This window comes from Paenarthrobacter sp. AT5, from assembly GCF_032764245.1.
In the GTDB taxonomy this organism is placed as follows: Bacteria; Actinomycetota; Actinomycetes; order Actinomycetales; family Micrococcaceae; genus Arthrobacter; species Arthrobacter ureafaciens.
This window is the reverse complement of record NZ_CP136441.1, coordinates 2,758,915-2,777,066: the sequence shown is the minus strand read 5'-3', so window position 1 is coordinate 2,777,066 and position 18,152 is coordinate 2,758,915. Positions and strand designations below refer to the sequence as shown.

Here is an 18,152-nt window from a genome sequence, read left to right as displayed (position 1 = left end):
TGTAACATAGAACAGAAGTCCGGAACGGCGGGAACGCCCGCCGTCGTCATTTCTTGAGAACCAACTAGGGGAGAAGATGCTGTTTCAGCAGATCGCCACGTCCATTGCCGCCCAAACTGAAGGCGGCCACGAGCCCGCTCCGCTCTGGGCCGAGCCGTGGGTCTTCGGGATCGTGATGTTCGCCATCCTGCTTGTCCTCATGTTTGTGACTCTTTCCTACACCAACCTCGGTAACCGCCACGAGGCCGTCGAGGAGCACGCGGACCCGCACCGCCAGCACCCCAACAAGCACACCCACCACGCAGGCCACTAACATCATCGCTGCAACACCGCGCGGGGATTCGGAGCGCAGGCTCCGCTTGGGCGTGATGGGTGGAACGTTTGATCCCATCCATCACGGTCACCTTGTGGCTGCCAGTGAGGTTGCGGCCAAGTTCGCTTTGGACGAAGTCGTGTTCGTGCCTACGGGACAACCGTGGCAGAAGTCGAACAAAGAGGTCAGCAAGCCTGAGCACAGGTACTTGATGACGGTGATCGCCACGGCATCCAATCCCCGCTTCACGGTGAGCCGGGTGGACGTTGACCGGCCCGGTCCGACGTACACCATTGACACCCTCCGTGACCTCCGCGAGCAGCGCCCCGATGCCGACCTGTTCTTCATCACCGGCGCGGACGCACTGGCGCACATCCTGTCCTGGAAAGATGTGGACGAACTGTGGTCCCTGGCGCACTTCGTGGGCGTCACCAGGCCGGGGCACGAGTTGCACAACCTTGGACGGGATGAGGATGTCAGCCTCCTTGAGGTACCTGCCATGGCCATCTCGTCCACCGATTGCCGAAACCGCGTGAACGAGGGCAACCCGGTCTGGTACCTGGTACCTGACGGGGTTGTACAGTACATCGCCAAGTACGGGTTGTACGCACCGCACCCGGACGCAGCAGAGTTGGCACCAGCACTGACCGGATCAGACGACCAAGCACGTACTGAATGAGTTTTTAATGAGCAGCCAGGAACAGCGACCCATCCGCAGCAGGCGCGAACTTCGACGTGCCCGGGAAGAGCAGGCGCAAGCTTCGGTGCCTGCTGAAGCCCAGCCTGCCCAAGCTAAGCTTGCTCAAGCCCAACCCGCTAAAACCCAGCCTGCCGTGGCCAGTCCTGCCCGGGCCCAGACGGCTGAAGCGAAGCCCGCCCAGCAGCAACAGGCCAACCGCCCAGCAGGTGTTGCACGGAATCGTCGGGCCGCCGATGCCCCGGTTGATGCCGTCTCGTCGGCCGCGGCCGAACGTTCCTCGCAGATCCGCGCCCGCGACCGTGCAGCGTTGCGCGCCATCAAGGAACTGGCTGACAAGGAAGAGCAGCTTTCCGGCGGTGGTCCGCCCACGCGTAGGCAGCTTCGCCTGCAACAGTTGCAGGCCGAGATGGCGACGTCGGCCAACCCCATTGTTCCGCCAGCGGGTTCTACGTCCGCAGGCGTAGCCAAGGAAGACGTGAAGGGCATATCGGCCCCTGGCGCCCCGGCCAAGCCGGGCGCTGCGACGTCGGGAACTGCGACGCCGGCCCAGGAAAAGCCAGGGGTTGGAAAACCAGCGCCTGAAACGCCCGGATCCGCGCCGGCCGAGGCGGATATGTCGGTCGAACAGGCCCTCGCCGTCCGCGAGTTGATTGCCGCGCAGGTGCAGAACCAGACGTCCAAACTGGAGCACATCGCCGAGCAGGACCCCCTTGCCGTGGATCCTGAGGTTCTGGCGCAGCAGATCGCTCTGGCGGAGCGGGCTGCCGTCCTCAATAAGCGTGCCGCCGCCAAGCAGAAGCTGGCTGAACAGGCACGGCAGGAGAAATCCGGGGACCAGGGCAAACCTGCCGCAGCTAAGCAATCTGCGGCAAAGTCTCCGACCCTCGATTCCGGGCCGTCGACGGCGAACAACCTGGCCATGGTCACCCCTTTGGAATTCGTGAAGGTTCCGGGAGTGGAACGTCCGGTGATGAAGCGGCCGAGCACCACTTTCGTGCCGCTCGTTACCTCTCCCAACCCGACGACCGAAACCAAGCAGGGGCCCGCCCGGAATCCCCGGGGCCGTGCAGGTGTACTGGCCCGCGCGGAGGCTGTGGCGCGGAACGCCCGCAAGCGCACTTCCGTCGTCGAATCCGGGCAGGACGCCGAGCGGGCGCCGGTGTCCGCGAGCACAGCCTATGGGCTCGACCCCCTCGATGCCGGCACCGCAGGTTTGGCCCGTGCGCAGCGCAACAGGTTGTTGCAGTACGGCGTCCTGGCGGCTGGGCTTATCGCCCTGATCGTCGGCATCATCATGATCACCAGCGGCTAGACCCGCTGACAACGGCGTTTGCCACAAATAGCGGCCGTTCGGCCACAACAAGGAGTACCTTTGTCTGCACACGAACAATCCATTACCCTCGCCCGCCACGCTGCGCGCGCCGCGGCCGAGAAGCTGGCCGAGGACATCGTTGCCCTGGACGTCAGTGAGCGCCTGGCGCTGACCGATATCTTCCTGATCGCTTCCGCGCCCACGGAACGCCAGGTCAATGCAATCGTTGACGGGATCGAAGAGGAACTGCTGAAGCAGGATCTCCGCCCGGTGCGCCGCGAGGGCCGTTCCGAAGGCCGTTGGGTGCTGCTCGACTACGCGGACATCGTCATCCACGTCCAGCATGCCGAAGACCGCGTGTTCTATGCTTTGGAGCGCCTCTGGAAGGACTGCCCTGTGGTTGACCTTGAACTCGGCGACGACGCATCGGCTAAGGCTGCATCGGGTGACGAGTCCGAGCTCAGCTAACGCTTTCACCTCGGAATATGCCCGATTTGGAATTACCGAAAACGCTGTTCTAAGATATTTGAGTTGCTTCGGCCGGAAGAGCTGAAAGGCCTGAAACCGAACAACGCGAATATGGGGCTGTGGCGCAGCTGGTAGCGCACCTGCATGGCATGCAGGGGGTCAGGGGTTCGAGTCCCCTCAGCTCCACAAACAAATCCTCCCTACCGCGGACTGAGTCCGGGGCAGGGAGGATTTTTCTGTATCAGGATCAATCTGCCTGTGTGATCCACATCAACTTCCCTGATTTCGCATCTGGGAAACTTGTATGTAGTATTGACGAGTTGCTTCGGCAGGAAGGGAACTTCCAAGAGGCAATCAGTCCGGGGCTGTGGCGCAGCTGGTAGCGCACCTGCATGGCATGCAGGGGGTCAGGGGTTCGAGTCCCCTCAGCTCCACTTCGGACAAAGGCTCCGCTCATTTGAGCGGAGCCTTTTTCGTTCGTGCCGGATACACAGGACGGTTCGTCACTCCGAGGGGCGGGCGAAGTCGGCTGCGCTGAGGAACTCGATGCCTTGGAACGGCTGGTCGCCTACCACCCGGGCGTTGTGGCCTGGGGGAATGGTGTAGGAATCACCGGCGGAGATACTGATTTTCCCGCCGTCGGTAGTTTCGACGTCCAGCGCCCCGGAGACGCAATACCCAACGTGGCTCATTTGGCAGGTGTCCGTCCCCACCACGGGTTTGATGCATTCGGCCCAGGTCCACCCCGGCTCGAACGTGTATCTTCCGACTGTGTAGTCGCCAACAGTAACGACGTCCACCGTAGTCTTGTCAGGCCGGCGTGATTCGTCGGGCGAGTTGTGGGATTTCACTTGGAGTTGCGTGACAACATTGACACTCATGGCTTGCTCGCAGGGGAGGGGAGCCGTTTTGGTGATGGACCCGGTGCCGGGCTCTCGGGCTGGCCGGGACCAGTGCCCAAGGATGGGCGATAGTCGGTTGCAGAACCAACCATCCTCCCGCCAGGCGTCGAAGTCGAGGGGCATGGCACAGGAATTTCCTGTTCAACAACTGCAGGACCAATCATGAAGGAAAGTGGGTAAGGACGTGGCCGTGGCCGACCTCGAGGCACTGTTCAGCAGCCTTGGCAGGTTTCCGGATGTGGAAGCGCCCAACCTCTTGGCGTATGACGCTACTGACAGGCTGTTGTTGGATCACGCTGCTGAGTTCGTGGGCGAGGGGATTGACGTTGCCGTCATTGGCGACCGCTACGGGGCCCTGGCCCTGGGTGCAGTGGAGACTCTTGATGCAGTGGCGACTCTCGGCACAGTGGCGGGACCCGGCGTCGGGCACGTCAGTGTCCATCAGGACCTGTACACGGGCAGGGTGGCCCTGGAACGCAACGCCGCTGCGGCCGGCCTGGAAGGCCGCTACGAGACCTTCGAGCTCGTTCCCGAACTGTTCGCCGGGGTCGGGCTGGTACTTCTGCAGTTGCCGAAGTCGCTGGCTGAGCTGGAGGAAATCGTCGACGCCGTTGCGCGCCATGCAGCCAAAGATGCGGTCTTGCTTGCAGGCGGAAGGGCCAAACACATGTCCCTGTCGATGAACGCTGTGCTGGAGAAGTACTTCTCCAGTGTCCAGCCCCAATTGGCGCGCCGGAAGTCGCGGGTGCTCTTGGCTACGGACCCCAAACCCCCGGCAGGACCTGCGCCGTATCCCGTGACGCAGCACGTCCCCGAACTTGGCATAGACGTTTGCGCCCATGGTGCTGCGTTCTCCGGAGCGCGGCTGGACATCGGAACGCGGTACCTCCTGACGTTCCTGGACAAAATGCCGGAAGCGGCGAGAGTGGTGGACCTGGGCTGCGGAACCGGGATCCTTGCCACGATGTACGCCCGGAAGCACCCGGTGGCCCGCGTGCGGGCTACGGACCAGTCGGCCGCAGCAGTGGCCTCGGCGCGGGGAACCGTTGAGGCGAACGCCGTCGGCGGCCAGGTTACGGTCATCCATGACGATGCCATGTCCACCTTCGAACCGGCCAGTGCCGACCTCATCCTCCTTAATCCGCCTTTCCACCTTGGAACGAGCGTCCACGCCGGTGCAGCGTTGAAGATGTTCGAGGCCGCCGCACGGGTTCTCGCCCGCGGTGGAGAGCTCTGGACCGTCTATAACTCCCATCTGCAGTACCGCGCTGCCTTGGAGCGGTTGATCGGGGACACGGTGGTGGTGGGCCGCAATCCCAAGTTCACGGTGACCCGCAGCGTGAGGGGGTAGTACGCCGCGCCCGGCGGTGTCATGAAACACAGGAGTGCGGGGGACGTCACATAGAATTCAATGTCGTCGTACCCGTTTCCCATTCAGTTCAAGGCGTGCATATCCCTCTGAAGGGGGCTGACGTACGATTCTGACAAACGTCAACATCAATGAGTTGTTTCTCTAGACAAGGGGAATCCGTGACTGAGACCCGGACGCCGGCACCGAGGCGCGGAACGAACCTACCCCGCATGGGTGACTTCAACCTGACGGTCATCCTTGAAGCAATCCGACGCTCCCCGGGCGGGCTTAGCCGTGTGGAACTGGCCAAGGTCGTGGGCCTTTCCCCGCAGACGATCTCCAACATTTCGCGGCGCCTGCTGGACCAGGAACTCATTGTCGAAGCCGGCAAGGAAGGCTCCGGTCCGGGCAAGCCCAGGACCATCCTGCGGCTGAATCCTTCCGGCATGTATGCCGTGGGAGTCCACTTGGATCCCGCAGTCATCACGTTCGTTGTGCTGGATCTCTTGGGTGATGTTGTCCGGCATTCCCGGATGGCCACCCCCGGCGGCGACCCGGCCCTGGTGATCACCGGGATCGCGGAGCAGATCGGGGGCCTCATCGACGAGTCCGGGGTGGATGAGTCCAAGATCGCCGGCCTGGGCGTAGCCGTTCCTGGCCCGATCGATCTCAATGAAGGCTCGGTGGTGGAGCCGCCGTTGTTGACCCGTTGGGACAGGGTAAGCATCCGCGAAGCCCTCGCTGAAGCCACAGGCCTGGAAACCCTCGTGGACAAGGATGTCACCAGTGCCGCGGTGGCGGAGACCTGGGCGGGCGGGGTCAGTGGCGCCGGCAGTTTCGTGTTCATGTACATGGGAACCGGCATCGGTTGCGGGCTGGTGCTCAACGACGAAGTTGTCCGCGGCACGTCCGGAAACGCCGGCGAAATAGGCCACATCATCGTGGATCCCGATGGTCCTGAGTGTGACTGCGGACTCCGTGGTTGCGTGAAGTCCTCCTGCATCCCGCAGGTGCTGGTGGCGGAGGCTGAAGCGCAGGGTGTGCTGGATGGGCACGCTGAGGGCGCGGACGCTCCGGCCGTGCAGGAACGCTATGCAATGTTGTGCGACAAAGCCGATGCCGGCGATGAGCGGGCTGTGGCCATCCTGGAGAAGTCGGCGGTGCTGGTGGCCAGGGCCGTTTCCGTGGTGACCAATACCCTCGATGTCGAGCGTGTGGTTTTCGGCGGACCTTTCTGGGGGAGGATGTCCAAGTACTTCCTGGACCGTGTCCCTGCCCTTATTACCGAGAACAGCGCTGCCCGGATGATCCATGGCATTGACGTGGTGGGCTCGGGCGTGGGTGAGGACGTGGGCGCCATTGGAGCGGCGTGCCTGGTCCTCGAGCACACGCTGGCCCCGAGGGCGCAGAGGCTGTTGCTGGAAGGCTGATGCCCACCGCAGCGTCAGGAAACTAGTCGATGTCCTCGACGATTTCGCCGTAGGGGATGGACTCGTCCAAATGGGCCTGGTGCCCGGTTGGGCCGTGATTGTACGTGATGCGGACCCCATGCCTTTGGTCGGCGGCTGACTGCAGCAACACGGGACGCACGGCATCAATGACGTGCTGGTTCTGGCTGTCGAGGTACCTCTGGTAAGCGGCTGGTAGCTGATGCATGGCAAAAGGATAGACCTCCGGCGTCCGCATGGGGAGGGGTCCCCATTGCAAGCATTCAAGGCGGCGGCTTGGATAGAGTGGCCAAATATCGGGACCCGTGGCGTTACGCCGGGACCCGGTACGGACATTGAATGCCAATGAGGGGACCACGCGTGCTTCAGAACACAGCCACGGCCGGAATCGAAGCACCGGAAATGGCCCGGGCACAGCAACTCGCGGGCAGCATAAGCCGCAGCTTCGACGCCAAGGTGGTGGGCCAGGAACGGCTCCGTGAGACCCTCCTGATCGGACTCATGACGGGCGGCCATGTACTCCTGGAAAGTGTCCCGGGGCTGGCCAAGACCACCGCAGCGCAGGCCTTGGCGGACGCCGTCAGCGCCGATTTCCGAAGGATCCAGTGCACCCCCGACCTCCTGCCGAGCGACATCGCCGGGACCCAGATCTTTGATGCCGCCAAGGGAACCTTCATCACGCAGCTCGGTCCGGTGCACGCCAATATTGTGTTGCTCGACGAGATCAACCGCTCAAGCGCCAAAACCCAGAGTGCCATGTTGGAGGCCATGCAGGAACGGCAGACATCCATCGGCGGCCAGTCCTACCCCCTTCCGCAGCCCTTCCTGGTAGTGGCCACCCAGAACCCGATTGAACAGGAGGGGACCTACAGGCTGCCCGAAGCCCAGATGGACCGCTTCATGCTCAAGGATGTCCTGGAATATCCCTCTCCGGCTGAAGAAGCCGAAATTATCCGGCGGATAGACGCCGGCGTGTTCGACCCCGCAGGCAAACCTCCGGCCGCTGCGTCCCTTGACTCGGTGGTTCAGCTCCAGACGCTGGTGGGACGCGTCTACATCGACCCCGCGATCGTCCGCTACATCGTCGGGTTGGCGTACGTCACACGCAACGCTTCCCAATATCTTGAACCCAGGCTGGCCCGGCTGGTTGAGTTCGGCGCGAGCCCCCGGGCAAGCATTGCGTTCAGTCAGGCCGCAAGGGCGCTGGCCCTCCTCAACGGACGTGACCACGTCCTACCCGAGGACGTCAAGCAATTGGCGCACCGGATCCTTCGCCACCGCATTGTGTTGGGCTTCGATGCGGTTGTGGAGGCAGTCTCCGTTGAGACGGTCATCGACGCCGTCCTCGCTGCCGTGCAGACCCCTTAGCGGGCAACAAGGTGCCGAGCCTGCTTCAACGCGTGAAGTCGAAGATGTTCATCTTCGCCCACCGCAAGACCATGACCCTCCTGGACGGAGAATACGGCTCCGTGTTCAAGGGCCGAAGCCTCGACTTCGATGACCTGCGATCCTACGTCCCGGGAGACGAAATCCGGGATATCGACTGGAAGGCAACTGCCCGGCACGGATCACCGCTGGTTAAGCGGTACACGGCCGTGCGCCGGCATTCAGTCCTGCTGCTGGTGGACACAGGCCGGGCCATGGCAGCCGAGGCCGCCTCGGGCGAAACCAAACGGGACATCGCGGTGGATGCGGCCGGTGTGCTGGGATACCTCGCGGTGCGCCACGGTGACGACGTCGGCCTGCTGCACGGCTCAGCGGAAGGCACGCACTACGTGCCGCCCAAGAGGGGCGAAGACCAGCTGGAACGCCTCCTCCGCCGGGTGTACGATGCCGTGACCCCGGACGCCCCTGCGAGCGCCATGGCAAAACACCTCGACTACGCACTGAGGTACTTGAAAGGGCGCCTGCTCATTGTGGGGGTGGCTGATGAGTTCATGCCCGATGCCCGTGCCCAGGACCTCCTCCGACGGCTGGCGGGCCGGCATGAGGTTCTGTGGTTCACCGTCAAGGACGCTGTGCTTGCCTTCGAGGGGCCCGCCGCCACGAGCAGGGACGTGGAGGAGGGGTCCACCATCCCCGCCGGCCTCGCCGCAAAACCGGAGGTCAGGGCCGCCTACGCCGCAGCCATGCTCCGGCGCGAGGAGGAGCGCCGGGAGGTCTTCCGACGTCTTGGAATTGCCGAGGAGCAAGCGGGCAGCAGCGGGGAAGTCCTTGCTGCTGTCTTCTCGCTGTTGGAACGCCACAAGGCCGGAAGGGGGAGACATGCAGGATGACTCCGGTTTCTACGGGCCGCTCCTCTACCAGGACGTCTGGTTGTGGCTGGGTGTGGTGCTGCTGGTGGTGGTGGCCGCGTGGTACGCCTGGCTGTTCCTGCCCTCCCGACGCAGGACCGCAACCGCAGCGGCGCCTCCCGATGTGGAGGGGCTGCGTGCATCGTGCCTTGCGGCCATAGACGCCGTGGCAGCCGACGTCGACGCCGGAACCCTCGGTGAGCGCGACGCCCACCAGAGGCTGAGCTTCCTTGTGCGCGACTTCGCATCAGCGGTCACGAAGCAACCGGCCACGCACATGACGCTTGCCGAACTGGAAGGCGGCGGCCTCGCGCCCTTCACCAGGGCGGTTGCAGGCATCTACCCGGCGGAGTTCGCACCAACAACCAGTGCGTCCATCCGTGAATCCGCGGACGCAGCGCGCCGGGCGGTGCTGGAATGGAACTGACATTCTGGTGGATGCTGCCGCTGGCCGCAGTTGCCGCGGCCGTGGCCTGGCTGCTGCACCGGCGCCGGCGCGCCGGAAAGGACCGGCCCGTTGCACACGCGGACCGGCTCACCGCCCTGCCCGAATACCAGCGGGCACTGCGCCACCACCGACGCGCACTCACCAGTGCGCTGGTACTCAGCGCCATCTTCCTTGCCGGCGCGGTGACCGCCGCCGCCAGGCCAACACAGCGGACCACCGACCAACCCGAAGTACGGAACCGTGACATTGTGCTGTGCCTCGATGTCTCCGGATCCATGACCAGCACGGATGCTGCGTTGGTCGGAGTCTTCCAGCGGCTCGCGGAAGAGTTCGACGGCGAGCGCATCGGCATGGTCATTTTCGACAGCAGCAGCGTCCAGCTCTTTCCATTGACCGACGACTACGACTACGCCGTTGAACAACTGGGCGAAGCCCGCAAGGCCTTGGACAGCGGAGCCGGAGCCTTCTTTGACGGCACGTGGAACAGGGGCGGCTCATCGTTGATCGGTGACGGGCTGGCCTCGTGTGTCCAAAGCTTCCCCGACGCTGAAGCCGACCCCAGCGCAAGCTCCCTGACAGGCGAAGCACAGCGTTCCCGGTCAGTGGTCCTGGCGACCGATAACTTCCTCTCCGGGAACCCCGTCTTTACCCTCGAGGAGGCAGGCGCCCTCGCGCAGCAGAAAAACATCAAAGTCCACGCCATCAACCCCGGTGATTTCGACTACGGTGATGACGCCGAGCAACCCGGTGCCCGGCTAAGGGCAACAGCCCAGTCCACCGGCGGCGGCTACTACACGCTGGACAGCCCGGAGGCCGTGCCCGGCATCGTCACCAAGGTCCAGGAAACCGAAGCCACGAGCTACCGCGCGGCGCCCGTATCCATCATTACGGACAACCCCGCCTGGCCCCTCGGTATCGCAGCGCTCGCCGGCATGGGACTGCTGGTACTGGGATGGAGGCACGGGCTATGACCTTTGCCCCCATCGTTCCGTGGCCCTACCTCGCAGCCGCGGTGCTCCTCGTCCTTGCATTCGGTACCTGGCTAACTCTGTACGGCAAGCAACCCAAGCAAGAGGTACGCTCCACCATCACCCGCACCGCCGCCGTCGTACTCCTGCTCCTGGCTGCTCTCCGCCCGGGGTGGGCCGGGGCAGGAGGCACCACGGCGGCCGCCGACCTGGACGTGTTCATCCTGGTGGACACAAGCACCAGCATGAGCGCCGAGGACTACCACGGCAGCGAAACCCGGCTGGCCGGTGCCAAACAGGACGTGGCAAGCATCGCCAAGGAACTGGCCGGAGCCAGGTTCTGCCTCATCACCTTCGACAACCAGGCAACCGTCCGAATGCCACTCAGCCGGGATACCACCGCACTCCAAACCGCCATGGCCACCCTGCAACCCCAAGCGCCCCGATTTGCTGCGGGCAGCAGCATCACCAGCGCTGGCAGGCTGCTCAAGGACAGGCTGGCCGCCGCACAGATGCAACAACCGGGAAGGCCCGCCCTGGTCTTCTACGCCGGCGACGGCGAAAACACGTCCGCCACGCCCCCCGAACGGCTGCCCGTTGACGCTACCGGCATCAACGGGGGAGCGGTACTCGGTTACGGCACCGCCCAGGGCGGGCGCATGAAAGACGTCGACGGCGTCTCCCGGCTCGACGAAGGCGCCCTCAGGAACATCGCCGCGCAGCTCAACCTGCCCTATGCGCACCGCAGCGGGGACGAAGGTACCGCCGAATTGCTCACCAAAGCAGAGCCGGGAGTGCTCGCAGGCACAACGGTAGGCGGCCCGGGCAGGGCGGAGTTGTACTGGCTGATGGCCTTCGGGGCATTCCTGCTCCTTCTTCACGAACCCATGCGGCACGCCGTCTCCCTGCGGAGCCTACGCCCGGGGAGGACACAATGACCCGTGACGCCGGCACCCGTGAAGGGAGCCGCCACAATGCCCGACGGCGGAAGAGGCGGCTCGCGCTGTGGTCCGCGGTCCCTGCCCTGGCGGCGCTCGCCGTGGCCGCCAAGCTTCTGAGCGTGGGTGTGCTGGGCGCAAGCGCATCCGAAGCATTTGCCGCCCGACAGGAGGAGAGCCTGGGCAGGGCTTCCGGGTGGTTGCTTTACGCCAACGTGCTCGAACCGCATAAGGCGTATGTCGCATCCGGTGACGCCCATGCCTTGGCTGGTGACTTCGCTGCGGCGAGGAAGGACTTTGCGTCCGCGCTGTCCGCGAATCCCGGAATTGATGAGTGCAAGGTCCGGGTGAACCTTGCCTTGAGTATTGAGAAGTTGGGAGATGCGGCAGCCGAAGCGCAGACGCCGGATGCCGGGACGCTTTTCGCTGAAGCGCTGGCGGTAGTGCAGGAGTCTCCGCCGGCGTGCCGCCACGAGGGACCGGCCAACGCCGACGGTGAGGGCGATGCCTTGGATTCGGCCGAAGCGCGACTGGTGCGCAAGAAAGCGGGCAGCGGCGCATCGGAGGCGGCTGCGTCTCCTCCACCCGGGCAGTCGCCGGCTCCTCCGCAACAGGAACAGCTTCGGAAGCTGCAGGAGTCCGCTGAGCAGGCACAGCGTGAGCGACAGGAGGGCCAGGACCGGGACAGGTACCTCAACGGTCCCGACAATCCGGGAGTGGACAGGCCTTGGTGACCATTTCGGCGAATAAAGTTCACGAAGTATCAAGGGTAAGGCGTAAAAGTGCGTCTTAATTCGGAGCCCGAGTTGAAGAGTCCCGGGCTGCCGTCCTAGAGTCGTCATCAAGTTACCGCGGTAACGTGTCAGCGATCCTCCGTTGGATCCGCCCCGCAAGGGTGGTGAGGAGGGTGTGGGTGCCCCCATGTGGGCCTGACATTTGCACACGGAAAGTTTCACTCCAGGCGTAACAGTCGCGGCTGCGGCCTGCTGGGGCCCTTTTCGTGTATCCCCAACTCAATTCACCGAACATCTACCGACGGCCCCTTGGCCCGGGGGTAGACGTTCGTGGACGAACAGCCGAGGACGCAAATGTCGCCACCAACCCTTACCGACACTCATTCAAACCTTTCCGCCGCAACCGCTCCCGTCGCACTGTCCTACGAGCTGTTCCCGCCGCGTTCCCCGAAAGCCGCAGAAACCCTGTGGACCACCATCCGCGAACTGGAAGCCACCGATCCCGACTACGTTTCGGTGACCTATGGTGCCAGCGGTTCCAACCGGGACACCGCCGTTGACCTGATCAACCGGCTGCTGCTTGAAACCACGCTACGGCCCTTGGCGCACTTGACCTGCGTGGGCAACACCCCGGCCGAGCTGGCCGACATCATTGCCGAACTTCTTGACCACGGCGTTCGCGGAATCCTCGCGCTGCGGGGGGACCTGCCCCAGGACGGCACGCTTCCGCCCAGCGGTTCGCTGAGGTACGCGCAAGATCTCATTGAGCTCGTCCGCCACGTAGAGCAACGCCGCACCGCGTTGCTCTGTGCGGGAAAGATCGCCGTGGGGGTTGCTGCGTACCCCGCCAAACATCCCGAGTCGCCCAGCGTTGAACATGATGTTGAAGTACTCTTGGCCAAGCAGCGTTCCGGCGCGGACTTTGCCATCACGCAAGTGTTTTTCCAAGCGCACGAGTACTCGAACCTGGTGAGCAGGGCACGGCGGGCCGGGGTAACCATTCCCATCATTCCCGGGGTCATGCCCTTCACGAGCCTCAGGCGCCTGAAGCGCCTTGGTGAGCTGGCCGGCGTCGACCCTTCAGCGCACCTGATGGAGCGCCTGGCCGCGGCGGACACCGAAGCTGAGCAGCGCCGGATTGGTGTGGCCGCCACGGTGGACCTTGCCAATGCGGCACTGGACGCTGGTGCGCCCGGCATTCATCTGTACACCTTCAACGAGCACGCCCACGCGCTGGACGTCCTGGACAAGCTCGCCTTGCCACGCCCAGCGAGGCCGACGTTCCGTGCGCAGCCCGTGTCACCTACCCCTGAGCCGGTCCGCCACGAGGAATTCGCTATCTGACACACCCTTCGCGGTGAGCAGTTTATTCCCAAAGAATCTCGTCATCCACCACGCCGTCCTCATCCGCGGCCACTACCAGCACTTCATCCGTGAAGTGCGAGCCCAGCGTGAAATCAAGCACGAAATAGCGCTCGGGTTGACCCGGATAGATGGCCACGTGGCCCAGTTTCAGGGCTTTGAGGAAAACGTCGTTGGTGAGCTGGGACTTGTCGCGCACGCCGAAGACGGACTCCAACTGCTCTTCCTTGAGCTGGGAGCAGTGGAAGTGGAGGAACTGCTGGGGGTTGGTTCCGTCCTGGTCGAGTTCCTCGGCGATCATTTCCCGGACCTGGTCCACCAGTTCCGGCAGGAACCTCAGGCGGTAGTCCATTTTGCGCAGCGCGGCCTCGTCGAAATGGTCGTGCGCCGTGACATTCAAGTCCAGCCGAAGCGGAGCGCCACTCAGGTCATGTTTGGCCTCAAAGCAGTGGTCCCGCCCGTGGTTGAGCTCTATCTCCCCAAAATATTTGCTCGCTACCTTGCCCATGTGATCAATCTAACCCCGATCAAGCAGAGGGTTCCAGCAACTTGTGGATATTTCACCGTCGACGCGGGGAAGCCTTGGCCGGTACGGATTTCAACGGCGCCAACCCGCTCCTGCCGGTGGTCCCGCGAAGAGTATCGGCCAGGAGCTGGGTGAAGAGTTGCACTTGCGCCGTCCGCTTTTCATTGATCAGCAAAGCGAAAACGTTACGGGCCAGCCGGATGTCCGGGACGTCGAGGACCACGACGCCGGACGGCCGGTTGCGCAGCGCCAGTTCCGGAACCAGCGACGCGCCAAGACCGGCAGCGGTCATTTCGAGGCTGGCGTGGAAGTCGTCACTGTAGGCCACCACGCGCGGGTGCAGGTTGCAGCTTGCGAACAGGCGCTCAATCACCAACGCGTCACTTGTTCCGGGGTGGTGCACGATCCACGGCATATCGGAAAGGTGCGCGGCCTCGATGTCGGCGTCCTCGCGGATTTTCCACGAGGCCGGAAGGACTACGCGGAAGTCGTCGTCGCCGATCCACTGGCGTTCCAGCGAATGCGGCCAGGCCAGGCCGGACTGGCCCACTTGATAGACCAAAGCCACGTCCAGCTCGCCACCGCTCCTGAGACCCTGAATGGTTTGGGCGGGTTCGGCTACTGAGACTTTGAGTTCGATGCCCAGGCCGTTCCAGCGTTCGTTGCGGAGGATGTCGGGCAGGACGTAGGTGGCCAGGCTGGGAAAAATGCCGAGCCGTAGTTCCTGGGCGGGGGAGTCGTTGGTCCGGGATGCGGCAGCCATCAAGGCTTCGACGTCGGTCAGGACCTTGGAAGCATGGCGGGTCATGGTCAGGGCGGCTTCCGTCGGCACTACGCTGCGGGCTGACCGCTGAAAGAGCTCAACTCCCGTGTCCCGTTCCAGCGCCGCCATCTGCTGTGACACGGCGGAGGCTGTGTAGCCGAGCTGTGCTGCTGCTGCCGCGAACGAACCCAGCCGGGTGACCTCCAAAAGCGTTCGGAGATGGAGAAGGTTGACCATCAGCTGTCCTTTTGCTCGTTCTGCCCCGGCTTTGCTGGGGAGTGCACGCCTGCGGGCACCTCGGACACCGTACTCCCGATGTCTACCGACAGCAAAGCTTGCTGTTGCCCGGACCACAGTTTTCAAAGTGTCACGACACGCCGTGTGGCGGCGACACGCTGGAGATTAAATGTGGCTAAGTACTCCACAGCTTGTGGATTTCATCTCTCACTTCGGCGGAATCCCGGACATTTTGAGGGCCTCTGCCTGTGGACTACCGGTGGATTGAATGACATACTTGTAATACATCATCTTGGGGTCCCGGTGGGGCGCATGCACTACATGTAGTATCGATTTACGGATTGAGCAGGAAGCCAGCCCAAGCAACAGACTTTAACTAAGGGGACAGTGATCATGACCGTTACGGTTTACACGAAGCCGGCCTGTGTTCAGTGCAACGCGACGTACCGTGCGCTCGACAAGAAGGGTATCGCCTACCAAAGCGTCGATATCTCACAGGATGCAGAGGCCCTGGAACGCCTGAAGGCACTGGGTTACATGCAGGCTCCGGTCGTGGTCACCGAGCAGGACCACTGGTCCGGATTCCGCCCGGACAAGATCGAGGAACTGGCCCAGTCCGTGTCCTCTTCCGTGGCCTAAAGGTCTTTGACCTACACCACTGCAACACACTAAGAATTCCTATGTAGTCGAGGTGACTCCCATGGCACCGCTGGCAGCGGCAACCGTACGCAAAGCGACGGAAGCTGTCACCACGAGGAGTCACCTCATCTACTTCTCCTCCACTTCGGAAAACACCAAACGCTTTGTTCAAAAGCTGGGCAGGGATGCGGCGCGCATTACCCTCTACGCCCAGGACGCCCCGCTCGAAGCCCTTGAACCTTTCGTCCTGGTACTGCCCACGTATGGCGGTACCAACGGCGAGGGGTCTGTGCCCAAGCAGGTCATCAGGTTTTTGAACAACCCGCGGAACAGGGAACTGATCCGCGGTGTTATCGGTGCGGGGAACACCAACTTCGCGGACAACTATTGCGCAGCCGGGGACATCGTCGCCGCCAAATGCAAGGTGCCGCATCTATACAGGTTTGAACTCATGGGGACGCCGGAAGACGTCATCCGTGTCAACGACGGATTGGAAAAGTTTTGGACACGACTGTCGCAGAAACAGATGTAGCCGGAAGCGCCGTGGAATCGGCCAAGAAGCCACTGCCCGAGGCTTATAAGGGCTTGGGCTACCACGAGCTCAACGCCATGTTGAACCTGTACGGCCCGAACGGAGAGATCCAGTTCGAAGCCGACCGCGAAGCCGCGCACCAGTACTTCCTGCAGCACGTGAACAACAACACCGTGTTCTTCCACGACTTGGAAGAGAAGCTCGATTACCTGGTGAAGAACCAGTACTACGAGCGTGAAACCCTCGACCAGTACACGATGAATTTCATCCGTGACCTCTTCAACCGCGCCTACAAGAAGAAGTTCCGCTTCGAGACCTTCCTTGGCGCCTTCAAGTTCTACACGTCCTACACGTTGAAGACTTTCGACGGCAAGCGCTTCCTTGAGCGGTATGAAGACCGCGTCTGCATGGTTGCCCTGCACCTCGGCCGGGGCAACGAAGAGCTCGCCACCCGCCTGGTGGACGAGATCATCGACGGCCGCTTCCAGCCGGCCACCCCCACATTCCTCAACGCCGGCAAGGCCCAGCGCGGCGAGCTCGTCTCCTGCTTCCTCCTGCGCATCGAGGACAACATGGAGTCGATTGCCCGTGGCATCAACTCCGCATTGCAGCTTTCCAAGCGTGGCGGCGGTGTTGCGCTGTCCCTGACCAACATCCGTGAACACGGTGCCCCGATCAAGCAGATCGAGAACCAGTCCTCCGGCGTCATCCCTGTGATGAAGCTTCTCGAAGACAGCTTCTCCTACGCCAACCAGCTCGGTGCCCGCCAGGGTGCCGGTGCTGTGTACCTGCACGCGCACCACCCGGATATCTACCGCTTCCTGGACACCAAGCGCGAGAACGCGGATGAGAAGATCCGTATCAAGACCCTGTCCCTGGGTGTCGTGATTCCGGACATCACGTTCGAGCTCGCCAAGAAGAACGAGGACATGTACCTCTTCTCCCCGTACGACGTCGAGCGCGTTTACGGCGTGCCCTTCTCCGACATCTCCGTCACGGAGAAGTACTACGAGATGGTGGACGATTCCCGGATCAAGAAGTCCAAGATCAACGCCCGCGAGTTCTTCCAGACCCTCGCGGAGATCCAGTTCGAGTCCGGCTACCCGTACATCATGTTCGAAGACACCGTGAACCGGGCCAACCCGATCGACGGCAGGATCACCATGAGCAACCTCTGCTCCGAGATCCTGCAGGTTTCCACCCCGTCCATCTACGGCGAGGACCTCAGCTACGAGACCGTTGGCAAGGACATCTCCTGCAACCTCGGTTCCATGAACATCGCCAAGACCATGGATTCCCCGGACTTCGGCCTCTCCATCGAGACCTCCATCCGTGCACTGAGCGCCGTGTCCGACATGTCCTACATCAACTCCGTGCCGTCCATCGCACAGGGCAATGCGCAGAGCCACGCGATCGGCCTCGGCCAGATGAACCTGCACGGTTACCTTGCCCGCGAGCGGGTCCACTACGGCTCCGAAGAGGGCCTGGACTTCACCAACATCTACTTCTACACGGTGCTGTTCCACGCCCTCCGTGCTTCCAACAAGCTGGCCATCGAGACCGGCCAGACTTTCGGCGGTTTCGAGAAGTCCAAGTACGCTTCCGGTGAGTTCTTCGACAAGTACACCGAGCAGGAATGGGTTCCGGCTACCGAGCGCGTCCGCGAACTTTTCGCCGGCCACCACATCCCCACCCAGGATGACTGGCGCGAGCTCAAGGCCTCGGTCATGGAGCACGGCATCTACAACCAGAACCTCCAGGCGGTTCCGCCTACCGGTTCCATCAGCTACATCAACAACTCCACGTCCTCCATCCACCCGGTGGCCGCCAAGATCGAAATCCGCAAGGAAGGCAAGATCGGCCGCGTCTACTACCCGGCTCCGTACCTGACCAACGACAACCTGGAGTACTACCAGGATGCGTACGAGATCGGCTACGAGAAGATCATCGACACCTACGCCGCTGCCACGCAGCACGTGGACCAGGGCCTGTCCCTGACGCTGTTCTTCAAGGACACCGCCACCACGCGTGACATCAACAAGGCGCAGATCTACGCATGGCGCAAGGGCATCAAGACGCTCTACTACATCCGTCTCCGCCAGCTCGCACTGGAAGGGACTGAGGTGGAGGGCTGCGTCAGTTGCATGTTGTAACCGAAATCGGTTGATTTATTGCGGCGGCTGCCGCACTGAAAACTGAAGAGCACGACGGCGGGCT

The 18,152-nt window shown here is 62.9% G+C and carries 20 protein-coding genes and 2 tRNA genes; 18 read left to right on the top strand and 4 right to left on the bottom strand.

Annotation, left to right across the window (positions count from 1 at the left end; all coding sequences use genetic code 11):
- Nucleotides 1-76: 76 nt before the first annotated feature.
- The 6 genes from RI444_RS12770 (at nt 77) to RI444_RS12745 (ending at nt 3,227) form a co-directional block, all read left to right on the top strand.
- Entirely contained in the window at nt 77-313 is a 237-nt protein-coding gene (locus tag RI444_RS12770) for a hypothetical protein (RefSeq protein WP_021470679.1), read from the top strand.
- A gap of 55 nt (nt 314-368) precedes the next feature.
- Nucleotides 369-992 (top strand): nicotinate-nucleotide adenylyltransferase, encoded by a 624-nt coding sequence (gene nadD / locus RI444_RS12765; protein ID WP_242703259.1) that lies wholly within the window; start codon nt 369-371, stop codon nt 990-992.
- Nucleotides 993-999: 7 nt separating this feature from the next.
- Nucleotides 1,000-2,325, top strand: a complete 1,326-nt coding sequence (locus RI444_RS12760) for a hypothetical protein (protein ID WP_207604541.1) — start codon at nt 1,000-1,002, stop codon at nt 2,323-2,325.
- A gap of 60 nt (nt 2,326-2,385) precedes the next feature.
- Nucleotides 2,386-2,793 (top strand): ribosome silencing factor, encoded by a 408-nt coding sequence (gene rsfS / locus RI444_RS12755; RefSeq protein WP_062096976.1) that lies wholly within the window; start codon nt 2,386-2,388, stop codon nt 2,791-2,793.
- Between the two features lie 113 nt (nt 2,794-2,906).
- Nucleotides 2,907-2,979: transfer RNA gene (locus tag RI444_RS12750), tRNA-Ala, on the top strand.
- Between the two features lie 175 nt (nt 2,980-3,154).
- Nucleotides 3,155-3,227, top strand: a tRNA-Ala gene (locus RI444_RS12745).
- Nucleotides 3,228-3,296: 69 nt separating this feature from the next.
- Here the strand turns inward: RI444_RS12745 and RI444_RS12740 are convergent.
- Nucleotides 3,297-3,674: a cupin domain-containing protein gene (locus RI444_RS12740; RefSeq protein WP_031215993.1), complete on the bottom strand. Its 378-nt coding sequence runs from the start codon at nt 3,672-3,674 to the stop codon at nt 3,297-3,299.
- A 193-nt stretch (nt 3,675-3,867) separates the two neighbouring features.
- On the opposite strand from RI444_RS12740, the gene RI444_RS12735 reads away from it, so the two are divergent.
- Together RI444_RS12735 and RI444_RS12730 are read left to right on the top strand one after the other, a co-directional pair.
- Complete coding sequence (locus RI444_RS12735; protein WP_242703050.1) at nt 3,868-5,046, top strand: class I SAM-dependent methyltransferase; 1,179 nt, start codon at nt 3,868-3,870, stop codon at nt 5,044-5,046.
- Nucleotides 5,047-5,225: 179 nt separating this feature from the next.
- Nucleotides 5,226-6,476: an ROK family transcriptional regulator gene (locus tag RI444_RS12730; protein ID WP_242703051.1), complete on the top strand. Its 1,251-nt coding sequence runs from the start codon at nt 5,226-5,228 to the stop codon at nt 6,474-6,476.
- A gap of 22 nt (nt 6,477-6,498) precedes the next feature.
- On the opposite strand, the gene RI444_RS12725 is transcribed toward RI444_RS12730, so the two are convergent.
- Nucleotides 6,499-6,702, bottom strand: a complete 204-nt coding sequence (locus RI444_RS12725) for a hypothetical protein (protein ID WP_370583580.1) — start codon at nt 6,700-6,702, stop codon at nt 6,499-6,501.
- Nucleotides 6,703-6,854: 152 nt separating this feature from the next.
- On the opposite strand from RI444_RS12725, the gene RI444_RS12720 reads away from it, so the two are divergent.
- The 7 genes from RI444_RS12720 to RI444_RS12690 all read left to right on the top strand — a co-directional run bounded on the left by RI444_RS12720 (nt 6,855) and on the right by RI444_RS12690 (nt 13,220).
- Nucleotides 6,855-7,862: an AAA family ATPase gene (locus RI444_RS12720; protein WP_207604542.1), complete on the top strand. Its 1,008-nt coding sequence runs from the start codon at nt 6,855-6,857 to the stop codon at nt 7,860-7,862.
- 11 nt (nt 7,863-7,873) lie between these two features.
- Nucleotides 7,874-8,770: a DUF58 domain-containing protein gene (locus tag RI444_RS12715; protein WP_062096973.1), complete on the top strand. Its 897-nt coding sequence runs from the start codon at nt 7,874-7,876 to the stop codon at nt 8,768-8,770.
- Entirely contained in the window at nt 8,760-9,215 is a 456-nt protein-coding gene (locus RI444_RS12710; protein WP_207604543.1) for a hypothetical protein, read from the top strand. Before RI444_RS12715 ends, RI444_RS12710 begins: the two co-directional genes overlap by 11 nt.
- Entirely contained in the window at nt 9,206-10,207 is a 1,002-nt protein-coding gene (locus RI444_RS12705) for a vWA domain-containing protein (protein ID WP_207604544.1), read from the top strand. Before RI444_RS12710 ends, RI444_RS12705 begins: the two co-directional genes overlap by 10 nt.
- Nucleotides 10,204-11,142 (top strand): vWA domain-containing protein, encoded by a 939-nt coding sequence (locus tag RI444_RS12700; RefSeq protein ID WP_242703052.1) that lies wholly within the window; start codon nt 10,204-10,206, stop codon nt 11,140-11,142. Before RI444_RS12705 ends, RI444_RS12700 begins: the two co-directional genes overlap by 4 nt.
- Nucleotides 11,139-11,876: a hypothetical protein gene (locus RI444_RS12695; RefSeq protein WP_207604546.1), complete on the top strand. Its 738-nt coding sequence runs from the start codon at nt 11,139-11,141 to the stop codon at nt 11,874-11,876. The genes RI444_RS12700 and RI444_RS12695 overlap by 4 nt, the downstream gene beginning before the upstream one ends.
- 354 nt (nt 11,877-12,230) lie before the next feature.
- On the top strand, nt 12,231-13,220 hold the full coding sequence (locus RI444_RS12690; protein ID WP_062096968.1) for a methylenetetrahydrofolate reductase: 990 nt from the start codon (nt 12,231-12,233) through the stop codon (nt 13,218-13,220).
- A 22-nt stretch (nt 13,221-13,242) separates the two neighbouring features.
- Here the strand turns inward: RI444_RS12690 and RI444_RS12685 are convergent, their stop codons facing one another.
- Together RI444_RS12685 and RI444_RS12680 are read right to left on the bottom strand one after the other, a co-directional pair.
- Nucleotides 13,243-13,746 carry a DUF2004 domain-containing protein gene (locus tag RI444_RS12685; protein ID WP_021470664.1) on the bottom strand — a complete coding sequence of 168 codons (504 nt, stop codon included), beginning with the start codon at nt 13,744-13,746 and terminating at the stop codon, nt 13,243-13,245.
- 52 nt (nt 13,747-13,798) lie between these two features.
- Nucleotides 13,799-14,764: a LysR family transcriptional regulator gene (locus RI444_RS12680; RefSeq protein WP_021470663.1), complete on the bottom strand. Its 966-nt coding sequence runs from the start codon at nt 14,762-14,764 to the stop codon at nt 13,799-13,801.
- A gap of 393 nt (nt 14,765-15,157) precedes the next feature.
- Between RI444_RS12680 and nrdH the strand changes: the two genes are divergently transcribed.
- The 3 genes from nrdH (at nt 15,158) to nrdE (ending at nt 18,088) form a co-directional block, all read left to right on the top strand.
- Nucleotides 15,158-15,403 (top strand): glutaredoxin-like protein NrdH, encoded by a 246-nt coding sequence (nrdH, locus tag RI444_RS12675; RefSeq protein WP_031215987.1) that lies wholly within the window; start codon nt 15,158-15,160, stop codon nt 15,401-15,403.
- Between the two features lie 61 nt (nt 15,404-15,464).
- Complete coding sequence (gene nrdI / locus RI444_RS12670) at nt 15,465-15,935, top strand: class Ib ribonucleoside-diphosphate reductase assembly flavoprotein NrdI (RefSeq protein ID WP_207604547.1); 471 nt, start codon at nt 15,465-15,467, stop codon at nt 15,933-15,935.
- A gap of 32 nt (nt 15,936-15,967) precedes the next feature.
- Complete coding sequence (gene nrdE, locus RI444_RS12665; protein WP_071416752.1) at nt 15,968-18,088, top strand: class 1b ribonucleoside-diphosphate reductase subunit alpha; 2,121 nt, start codon at nt 15,968-15,970, stop codon at nt 18,086-18,088.
- Nucleotides 18,089-18,152: the final 64 nt, after the last annotated feature.